The organism is Ruegeria sp. E1 (genome assembly GCF_056534225.1).
The window spans coordinates 1-2,500 of record NZ_JBQFPE010000030.1 but is presented as its reverse complement, the minus strand read 5'-3'; the positions used below and the strand labels follow the sequence as shown (position 1 = coordinate 2,500).

2 rRNA genes (1 of these 2 cut by a window edge) are annotated in these 2,500 nt (G+C 54.5%); both read left to right on the top strand.

Annotated elements, in window-relative coordinates:
- A 23S ribosomal RNA gene (locus ACR0FG_RS20695) occupies nucleotides 1-2,216 on the top strand (it extends 616 nt beyond the left edge of the window).
- Nucleotides 2,217-2,381: 165 nt separating this feature from the next.
- A 5S ribosomal RNA gene (gene rrf, locus ACR0FG_RS20690) occupies nucleotides 2,382-2,496 on the top strand.
- Nucleotides 2,497-2,500: the final 4 nt, after the last annotated feature.

Here is a 2,500-nt window from a genome sequence, read left to right as displayed (position 1 = left end):
CGAGCAAGCTTAAGCCGTTAGGTGTAGGCGTAGCGAAAGCGAGTCTTAATAGGGCGCATGAGTTCGTGGGATCAGACCCGAAACCGAGTGATCTAGGCATGGCCAGGTTGAAGGTAAGGTAACACTTACTGGAGGACCGAACCCACATCCGTTGAAAAGGATCGGGATGAGCTGTGCCTAGGGGTGAAAGGCCAATCAAACTCGGAGATAGCTGGTTCTCTGCGAAATCTATTTAGGTAGAGCGTCATCCGAATACCCCGGGGGGTAGAGCACTGGATGGGTAATGGGGCCCCACAGGCTTACTGATCCTAACCAAACTCCGAATACCCGGGAGTACTAGATGGCAGACACACTGCGGATGCTAACGTCCGTAGTGGAGAGGGAAACAACCCTGACCTACGACTAAGGCCCCCAATTCATGGCTAAGTGGGAAAGCAGGTGGGACGACCAAAACAACCAGGAGGTTGGCTTAGAAGCAGCCATCCTTTAAAGATAGCGTAACAGCTCACTGGTCTAAATAAGTTGTCCTGCGGCGAAGATGTAACGGGGCTCAAGCCATGAGCCGAAGTCTAGGGATGCGTAAGCATCGGTAGCAGAGCGTAGTGTGACATAGTTCCTATCCTCTTTAGCGTTCTTCGGAACGCCTTGGAGGATATTTGGAGCTTTCGATGAAGCCGGGGCGTGAGCCATCCGGTGGAGAGATCACTAGTGAGAATGATGACATGAGTAGCGACAAAGAGTGTGAGAGACACTCTCGCCGAAAGTCCAAGGGTTCCTGCTTAAAGCTAATCTGAGCAGGGTAAGCCGGCCCCTAAGCCGAGGCCGAAAGGCGTAGGCGATGGGAACTAGGTTAATATTCCTAGGCCAGGAGGATGTGACGGATCACGGATGTAGTTCAATCTTATCGGATTGATTGGGCTGCTGAGTGGTTCCTGGAAATAGCCCTCCATCAGACCGTACCCTAAACCGACACAGGTGGACTGGTAGAGCATACCAAGGCGCTTGAGAGAACGATGTTGAAGGAACTCGGCAAAATACCTCCGTAAGTTCGCGAGAAGGAGGCCCGGTTCCTAGGCAACTAGGGGCTGGGGGCACAAACCAGGGGGTGGCGACTGTTTATTAAAAACACAGGGCTCTGCGAAGTCGCAAGACGACGTATAGGGTCTGACGCCTGCCCGGTGCCTGAAGGTTAAAAGGAGAGGTGAGAGCCTTGAATTGAAGCCCAGGTAAACGGCGGCCGTAACTATAACGGTCCTAAGGTAGCGAAATTCCTTGTCGGGTAAGTTCCGACCTGCACGAATGGCGTAACGACTTCCCCGCTGTCTCCAACATCGACTCAGCGAAATTGAATTGCCTGTCAAGATGCAGGCTTCCCGCGGTTAGACGGAAAGACCCCGTGCACCTTTACTACAGCTTCGCACTGGCATCAGGATTGTGATGTGCAGGATAGGTGGTAGGCTTTGAAGCGGAAACGCAAGTATCCGTGGAGCCTCCCTTGAGATACCACCCTTCGCACTCTTGATGTCTAACCGCGGTCCGTTATCCGGATCCGGGACCCTGCGTGGCGGGTAGTTTGACTGGGGCGGTCGCCTCCTAAAGCGTAACGGAGGCGCGCGAAGGTTGGCTCAGAGCGGTCGGAAATCGCTCGTTGAGTGCAATGGCAGAAGCCAGCCTGACTGCAAGACTGACAAGTCGAGCAGAGTCGAAAGACGGCCATAGTGATCCGGTGGTCCCGAGTGGAAGGGCCATCGCTCAACGGATAAAAGGTACGCCGGGGATAACAGGCTGATACTGCCCAAGAGTCCATATCGACGGCAGTGTTTGGCACCTCGATGTCGGCTCATCTCATCCTGGGGCTGGAGCAGGTCCCAAGGGTACGGCTGTTCGCCGTTTAAAGAGGTACGTGAGCTGGGTTTAGAACGTCGTGAGACAGTTCGGTCCCTATCTGCCGTGGGTGTAGGAGACTTGAGAGGAGTTGCCCCTAGTACGAGAGGACCGGGGTGAACGATCCACTGGTGGACCAGTTGTCGTGCCAACGGCAGTGCTGGGTAGCTATGATCGGACAGGATAACCGCTGAAGGCATCTAAGCGGGAAGCCCCCCTCAAAACAAGGTCTCCCTGAGGGCCGTGGAAGACCACCACGTCAATAGGCCGGAGATGTAAGCGCAGTAATGCGTTCAGTTGACCGGTACTAATCGCCCGATAGGCTTGATTTGATCCAGTAATGGAAAGACAAGACCAAAAGCATACACCGACCTTGAGTTGGACAACGTTGATCTGATGAACAACCGAGTGGCACCGCGCATTCGCAAGCGAATACGCTGCCTGCCACCTCGTCGCTTTCCTGCAACGCAGGAAAGTCGACATGGGCTTTTCCTCGGTTTGGTGGTCATAGCGCAAGTGAAACACCCGGTCCCATCCCGAACCCGGAAGTTAAGCACTGCCGCGCCAATGGTACTTGGGCTTAAGCCCCGGGAGAGTAGGTCACCGCCAAACCTAG